Below are 6,910 nucleotides of genomic sequence, written 5' to 3'. Positions count from 1 at the left end.
CACCCGCCCCTACGCGCCGGCCCCGCCGTCCTCACCGTCGAGAGGCGACCCACCACGGGCTCCGGTGCGGCGACGACCCCGATACAGCGCCAGTATCGTGATCGTGTCCTGCCACTGTTCCTCGGTGATCTCAGGTGCCTGCTCCACGAGGAAGTCAAGGTACTCATCCCGGCTCATCGACCGAACCGCTTCGTGGTCCTGCTCTCGCCCTTGGGTCTGCTCGCTCACCCCGCACCACCACCGGTGAGATCATCGCGCGCATCGCGGGCAGCCTCGCGTCGCCCCTCCGCAGCCAGCGCGACACCGGCCGCAAACAGCGCTTCCCCCGGAGTGTGGCCCATGTCCTCGAATTGCCAGCGCGATTCGGTCACGGTCTGCCGGTCCCCGAAGTCCAGGCCCTCGGCCGCCGCCTGCCGGAAGGTCGCCCGCGCGTCCCGCAGCGCCCCGTACGTCGTGGAGTACAGGCGGCTCTTCGTGGCGATGTTGCCCCGGAAGCCCAGTTGAAACGACCAGTCCCGCAGCCGCAGGCCCGCGTACTCCTCCCGCTCGCCTAGGTCCCAGCACGCCCGCATCAGAGCCTTGCCGTGATCGGACAGCGGCGCGGCTTCGATGTGCGATTCCGAGGGCACCCGGGCGTCCAGCACCAGCCCCGGTATGTGGCCCTTGGTCACGTACTTCGCGATGTAGGCGGCCACCGCGCCGTCGGTCAGCCCCGAGCCTTCACCGGCCGTCGTGATGGGCCGCACGTCCACCTGCGCGCCGAACCGCAATGCCAGCCGCCCCGACACGTCCGGTTCGGTGGTGTGCACCAGCGCAGCACCGGCCGCCGACCTCACCGCGGCTTCCAGCATTCCGACCGTGGCCCACTCCGGAGGCAGGCCCGGATCCTCATCAGTGCCCGGACCGTCCGGGCCGTCCAGGCGCACGACCGCGTGCAGGTGCACCGCCCCGCGCCGCTGATACTCGGCCACCTTCGCGAACGACAGCCGCACATGCGCCCGCAGCTCCGAGCGGGAGACACCCGCCACCGACGCCAACGCGACCCGCACCCGCTTGGCGAAGTCATCCCACAGCGGCCCGGCGTGCCCGTTCCACAACACCGCCCGCTCATAGTCGTAGCAGCCGCCGCACAGCGGCCAACCGATCACCGGATCTCCGTCGAGGTGTCGGGCACCGCAGCCGACCGGAGCCCCGTGCGCACACAGCCCGCCACCCCGGCGCGGATGGCACGGCTCCCCAGGACACTCGCGGTGTACCGCCCCGAACGAGGGAGCCGTTAGCGTCACGAACGCGCGCGGATGCCCAGCCACCGAGGCCGGCACCCCCTTGCCACCGGCCAGGCCGGACACCACCAGTTGGAACGTGTCCCCGGCATGCAGCCACGCACACGACCGGCACCGCGAGGCCCGCCGATTCCCGCACGCCACCGCCAAGCGTCCGCGCGGCTGCCCAGCCGAGGAGAACACATGCAGAATCGCGCCGGTCAGCACATCCCGCGTGATCGTGTGGCCCACCAGATACACCGGTGCGGCACACCCGTTGATCCGCTCCATCTGCCGAAGCCACTCCCGGAAACCCGGAGCGGTACCAGTGGCGATCAGAGCCGCGTCATCACGGGACAAGCCATCATCGGACAGAGCAAGGGTGCTCAGAGTATGAGGAGCCTTCGAAGCCAAGAGCCATCCTTCACAACAGCAGGCTGTATCAGCCGACAGGAGAACCACAGACCAATCACGTGATCCATCTCGAACACCCCTCACCGTCAAGGCCGAAACCGGCCGCACAAGCCACAAGATCAAAAGGCCGTTAAAGGACGCCTTCGGCGGCTGTCCTCACCCGGCCTCCACTCCACACCGGACCAGCGCCGGGACACCGGCACTGCTGCACAAAAATCCTCATGGTCACCAGCGGAACCGGCTGGCGGGACGAAGAACCTGCCCCGCCGGCCGAACCCGCCGCTTTCGGCTAACGGACGATCTGAGCACCCCGGCAACGTCGGCACCGATGCACGCCAGTACCAGCGCCTCAAGACGGCGGACCGCCCGCAGCCGCAGAAGCAGCGCAGACAGTCCGCCGAGCAGAATCACCGCAGGCAGCCCGAACACCATCACGGCTCGCCGTCCCCGACCGGAACCGGCAGCCCGCACAACAAGCTGACCGGTGTTGATCACGGGGCTCTCTTCACAGTTGAAGCGGATACGATCGGGACAAGCCCGGTCCGGCTCTCTTCCGGACCGGGCAAGCCCCTGTGTTGCTTGATCTGTCAGCGCACCTTGCTCAGCCCGCGACAGCGTCGGCAGCGGTGCAGGTGGCGGATACTCGCTCCGGGTTTGGAGCCCAGGCCTTCACATCGTGGGCAGGGCACACGTACGAAGGTCATAGCCGGACCACTCCTCCCGGGGCCGACGTCGACGGAGCCGGCATCGGCGCTTGCGGTGTTGATGGTGTGGTGGGTCCGGGGGTGGCCGGGCCGGTGTGGTACGCGCCGAGCATGTCGTCCAGGACCACCGCCACCTCGTGTCCCACTCCGGTGGTGGCGAGGAAGAACCCGAACAGGCCCACGATCACCGCTTCCAACGGCCGGATCATTCGTGACCGTATCAGCAGCCAGGACAGCGCACCGAAGATGAACACCGCCGGAAAGACGATCACCACGGTATGTCGCCTCCCCCCAGGCCGGGAACCGTCTCGCCCAGGCCAGGGAGTTCCTGACGCATGTGCGACCACTGAGAGGCGACCATCCGGGCGTGCTCTGTGGTGACCAGCGCCGAGCGAGCACGCATCCAGCCGCCGGGAACCCCGGTGGTGATCGCGACTCCCCGTTCCTCCTCAGTGATCGCCAGTGCGGCGGCGACGGCTTCGGCGGACTTGTCCGCCAAGGTCATTTTCACCGTCTCCTCATCGGCGACCCGGTGGCACACCCGCCCCGGCAGTTGGGAGCGCAGCAGGGTCACGCCCTTACCCAGGTCCGAGCCGACCCGTTGCCCGGCGATCACCAGGTGTATCCCGAGGCTTGCCCCGAGCTGTGCCAGGCGGGTCAGCGCGACCAGGGCACGGGTTCCCGGCTCGCCGGCACGGTCGGCCGGAAGCGACAGTTCGGCGATCTCATCGACGAACACCATCACCGGTACCGGCTGGTCCTCGGCAGGCAGGTCCCACACCGACGACACACCCGCCGTGACGCACTCGGCCATCCGAGTCTCAGTCAGATGTGCCAGGTACTCCAGCAGGTCAGCCGCCGCTTCTCGGGTAGTGGCCAGGGCGGAGAGCCGGGGCAGGTACGGCATCAACGACATGCCGCCTTTCAGGTCCACCCCGACCAGCGCCACCGGGTATGGAGCCATCCACACCATCAGAGCGTTCAGGAACGTTGACTTGCCCGATTGCGTGACCCCGACCACCAGCCAATGCGGAATCAACAGGAAGTCCAGCACCCACGGCAACCCGTCTTCCCGACCGCCGACCGAAGCCCGCAGAACCTCACGGACCCAGCCGGAATCAGCCCACGTCTGCGCACGCCAGTCCTGCCGTTGCCGAACCGGAGTACCCGCCACCAGCGACGGCGCCGCCGTGTTCCCCGGCGCGATCGGGTCATGAAGCGGGTCGTGCACCAACGCCGTCAGATCCACCCACCCACGAGCCGGTGAGAACACCCGGACCGCGTGCACCCGCCACGCGTGCTCGAACGCCTCAGACGCGGCGGTGTAGTCATCCGGGGTTTGCCCCGGCAGCAGCCGCACCCGAATCCGAACCCGACCGTGGCGGGGTAGACCCACCGACAGGCGCGGATAGACCCGCTCCAGTGCCCGGCCCCGAACCACCACGTCCCCGACCAACGCCACATCAGGGCGCCGGCTCGTCGACAAGTCGCACTCGATAGCCAGGTCCCGCCAGGTCCGGCGGATACGCCACCACAGCGCAGGCCAGCCGAACACCAACCACCACGCCACCGGGAACCGGCGCCGCAGCGCCACGGCCGCTAACAGCCCCAGCACCGCGAGCACCGCCCCGAGCACTACCAACACATAGACCTGACTCACCGCGCACACCCCCCGTTGTTGTGGGTGCACTCGTCAGCCTGCGCCACCGCGTGATTGAACAGGTCTTGCGCCATGTGACCGGCCTGCTGGTAGTGCCACAGCCGATCCGAGGCATTCACGGCCCGAACCGCCAGATCGACGTGCTTGGCCAAGTCATGGACCAGCTCACCGGTTTTGGCATCCGCCGCGGCGTGACATATGTCCCCGTGTGTCACACCGCATCGCCTCCCTTGGCACGGGAACCACCACCGGGGTTCGGGGTGGTCGGTGCGGGTGCGACGGGCGGTGTGTCCGCCGGGACGATCGCTGATGCGGAGAAGGTGACGCCGGAGCCGTCCGCCATCTCCCACGGGGAGGCCACCGGGTCGACGAGGCGCACCATCATGCCTTCCTCGATCCCCTGCTGCTCGCCCGGAGCCTGCACGGTGATCACCGCAGCCGCGCGGGTGTCGGCGACCCGCACCGCGATGCCGTACTGCCACCACGGCAGCCCGGTGACAGGGTCCTTCCTGACCTCACCCTCACGGGTGGTCTTGATCTGACCGCCGATCATCACGATCGGACGCTGGAGCTTCCCCATGTCGACGGGGATTTTGTTGAGAGGTGTAGCCATGACCGTCCTTGGATCGCGCGGACTGTGATCAGTCCACTGCTGAGTGAATCTGTACGTACAGCCTACAGATGCCGTCTGCTTCTGCTTGACATTAAACGGGCGACGCATAGCCTTGTCCATGAACGCAAGCGAGTATCCGGCCCCATGTCGAATCAGGGTTCTGATCTGCGACGGAAGGGCACGCAACCCGGCAACTGTTCTGCACGGCGACAGACCGTCCGCGCGATACGAAAGCCCGCAATCGGGGCGAACGAGTTTTCAGGCAAAGTTTTGGTAAAGAGAGAATCGGGGCAGGTCACAGCCCCGCAACAGAGCCCCAGGAGTGGGACATGGCAGAGGTAGTCCGTGCCGACGCGCTACACCGGCAACTCGCGAACATCATCCGCGAGGCCATCGAATCCGGTGAATACCCGATCGGCAGCCTGCTGCCGTCCGAGGACGCCCTAGGCAAACAACACAAGGTGTCCCGCTCAACCGTCCGGCTCGCGCTCAACACGCTCCGGATGCAAGGACTGATCGCAGTCCGCGTAGGCAGCGGCTCCACAGTCCTCCCCGGACCCGACGCCAAGACCGTAACCGCCTGGCGCACCACTGAGACCGGCCCCGACCGACTCACCGACGTCAGCGAACCCGACCGCTTCACCAGCACCATCGGCGAACGCCTGGCCGATCTCCTCGACCTCGACGCCGACGAACCCACCTTCGTCCAGGAGGTACGGGGTACCGACCCGGAGACCGGCCGCACAGTGACCGTTCGCCGCATCCTGCCGTTCTCCGCCTGCGAAGGGACTTCACTGGAGACGAAGTCATTCCCGGACCGGCCGGAACTGTTGGCGACCCTGACCAAGGCCCACGGAAAGCTCACGACCGCCGAATACATCAGGCCACTGATTCCGGCACCCGACGACGCGACCGCGCTCGACCTACCCGAGGGCACTCCGATCCTGGAGACCACCCGAATCACCCACGCAGGGGCCAAGGGCGTTCTCGCCGAGATTGAACGCGCTGGCGGCGACGGTATCCAACACGCCTACTGCCTCAGCTAATGCTGTGACCACATAGATATGCCGGACTGGTGTCTACAAGCTAGTAGTCGGCTACATGTCCGGTATGAACCCTTCCGCGACGGCAGCGAGCGTACTGCTGATAGTTGGTGCTGCCGTAGGCCTTATCCCGACTTACGTGATGGAGAGGAGGAAGGAGCGGCACGCCCTGGCGGTGCGCTGGGACGCGCCGCTCTACGACCTTTGCAAGGAGTGTGCCGCTTCGGCGCGGCAGCTCGTCCACCTGAGCCGACGCCTGGACCGCGTTGCCGACAGGGACGAGCAGAGCCTCAAGCTCGACGACGAACTCGCCCGACTCCGGTCCGTGGTGCAACAGATGCGCATTTTGGGGACGGCCGAACTCCAACAGTCGGCCATGGAAGTTGAGCACCACGCGTGGTGGGTGCGCGCCGTTTACGAGGGCCGTTCAGACGAGTACATAGATCACTACGGCGGCCGAGCGGTAGAAGACCGGCTGAGAGACGCAATGCGCAAACTGTTAGTGGCCGCGCGCCGCCAGCTTGGGGTCAAGAACCCTGGCAACGTCGTCCCGGATGACCCGATCCGGCCCCCAAACCAGCTCCCTGACTGAGCCGTGGGCCGGCTACGGGCGTGTGGACTGCGAACCTCCGCCGGTCGATTTGATGACGCGCAGCGCGGTCAGAGCATTAGCCGCTCTGAGAAGTAGAGGAAGCTTCAGGGAACAGGGAGCAGGCAAGAACGTGGCTGAACCTTTCTCTACATCATCAAGGGCGGCCTTCGGCCGCCGCGCGCGGCCCGCGCCGCGCTCGCGCTCGCGCGGCATGCGGCCTTCGGCCGGTCCACGCGGCGCAGCGCGTCACGGGCCGCGCGCACACCAACCAGACCGCCCAGACCATCAGACAGGCAACAGGACCACGCGCCGAACGTGATCATGGGCGCCGTGGTAAAGGACGCCTTCGGCGGCAGTCCTCACCCGGCCTTTGCTCGCCACCGGCACAGCACCAGGACACCAGTCGCCCCGGACACAACCCCGCACGGTCACCAGGCGGAACCGGCAGGCGGACGGCACCGACACCCCCACCTCACCAAACCACCACGGCCGCCCGCCGGCCGAACCCGCCCCGTGCAACCACCGCACACCACCAACGCAGCCGCCAAGCACGAGCCCGCCTCACGCAGGCGGCCGCCAGAAGCGCAGCACCACCTCGTACCCCGTCAGCCCTGCGTCGTCG

Annotated in this window: 9 protein-coding genes; 2 read left to right on the top strand and 7 right to left on the bottom strand. The window is 67.4% G+C overall.

Annotation, left to right across the window (positions count from 1 at the left end):
• Positions 1–9: 9 nt before the first annotated feature.
• The 6 genes from GWK61_RS51555 to GWK61_RS51530 form a co-directional block, all read right to left on the bottom strand.
• Entirely contained in the window at positions 10–228 is a 219-nt protein-coding gene (locus GWK61_RS51555) for a hypothetical protein (RefSeq protein WP_194921448.1), read from the bottom strand.
• Positions 225–1,622 carry a replication initiator gene (locus tag GWK61_RS51550; protein WP_228564376.1) on the bottom strand — a complete coding sequence of 466 codons (1,398 nt, stop codon included), beginning with the start codon at positions 1,620–1,622 and terminating at the stop codon, positions 225–227. Before GWK61_RS51550 ends, GWK61_RS51555 begins: the two co-directional genes overlap by 4 nt.
• A gap of 279 nt (positions 1,623–1,901) precedes the next feature.
• Positions 1,902–2,171, bottom strand: coding sequence for a hypothetical protein (locus GWK61_RS51545; RefSeq protein WP_194921445.1), 270 nt, complete (start codon positions 2,169–2,171; stop codon positions 1,902–1,904).
• Positions 2,172–2,376: 205 nt separating this feature from the next.
• Entirely contained in the window at positions 2,377–2,655 is a 279-nt protein-coding gene (locus GWK61_RS51540; RefSeq protein ID WP_194921443.1) for a hypothetical protein, read from the bottom strand.
• The gene (locus GWK61_RS60365; RefSeq protein WP_323748159.1) at positions 2,649–4,040 is read right to left on the bottom strand and encodes an FtsK/SpoIIIE domain-containing protein; all 1,392 of its coding nucleotides are present in this window, start codon (positions 4,038–4,040) and stop codon (positions 2,649–2,651) included. The genes GWK61_RS51540 and GWK61_RS60365 overlap by 7 nt, the downstream gene beginning before the upstream one ends.
• A gap of 211 nt (positions 4,041–4,251) precedes the next feature.
• Complete coding sequence (locus tag GWK61_RS51530; protein WP_194921442.1) at positions 4,252–4,653, bottom strand: hypothetical protein; 402 nt, start codon at positions 4,651–4,653, stop codon at positions 4,252–4,254.
• Positions 4,654–4,982: 329 nt separating this feature from the next.
• On the opposite strand from GWK61_RS51530, the gene GWK61_RS51525 reads away from it, so the two are divergent.
• Together GWK61_RS51525 and GWK61_RS51520 are read left to right on the top strand one after the other, a co-directional pair.
• Positions 4,983–5,699, top strand: a complete 717-nt coding sequence (locus GWK61_RS51525) for a GntR family transcriptional regulator (RefSeq protein ID WP_194921440.1) — start codon at positions 4,983–4,985, stop codon at positions 5,697–5,699.
• A 55-nt stretch (positions 5,700–5,754) separates the two neighbouring features.
• Positions 5,755–6,288 carry a hypothetical protein gene (locus GWK61_RS51520; protein WP_194921437.1) on the top strand — a complete coding sequence of 178 codons (534 nt, stop codon included), beginning with the start codon at positions 5,755–5,757 and terminating at the stop codon, positions 6,286–6,288.
• A gap of 146 nt (positions 6,289–6,434) precedes the next feature.
• Here GWK61_RS51520 and GWK61_RS51515 read toward each other — a convergent pair whose 3' ends face one another.
• Complete coding sequence (locus tag GWK61_RS51515; RefSeq protein ID WP_194921435.1) at positions 6,435–6,611, bottom strand: hypothetical protein; 177 nt, start codon at positions 6,609–6,611, stop codon at positions 6,435–6,437.
• Positions 6,612–6,910 lie beyond the last annotated feature (299 nt).

Origin of the sequence: Catenulispora rubra, assembly GCF_015356825.1 — a bacterium.
Lineage (GTDB): Bacteria > Actinomycetota > Actinomycetes > Streptomycetales > Catenulisporaceae > Catenulispora > Catenulispora rubra.
Note: the sequence above shows the minus strand (reverse complement) of the source record. Positions and strands in the feature narration are given on the sequence as shown.

Excerpts from the sequence above, each read along its gene's own strand:
- GWK61_RS51530 (WP_194921442.1), bottom strand. The coding sequence starts at position 4,653 with ATGGCTACACCTCTCAACAAAATCCCCGTCGACATGGGGAAGCTCCAG.
- GWK61_RS51525 (WP_194921440.1), top strand. The coding sequence starts at position 4,983 with ATGGCAGAGGTAGTCCGTGCCGACGCGCTACACCGGCAACTCGCGAAC.
- GWK61_RS51520 (WP_194921437.1), top strand. The coding sequence starts at position 5,755 with ATGTCCGGTATGAACCCTTCCGCGACGGCAGCGAGCGTACTGCTGATA.
- GWK61_RS51515 (WP_194921435.1), bottom strand. The coding sequence starts at position 6,611 with ATGATCACGTTCGGCGCGTGGTCCTGTTGCCTGTCTGATGGTCTGGGC.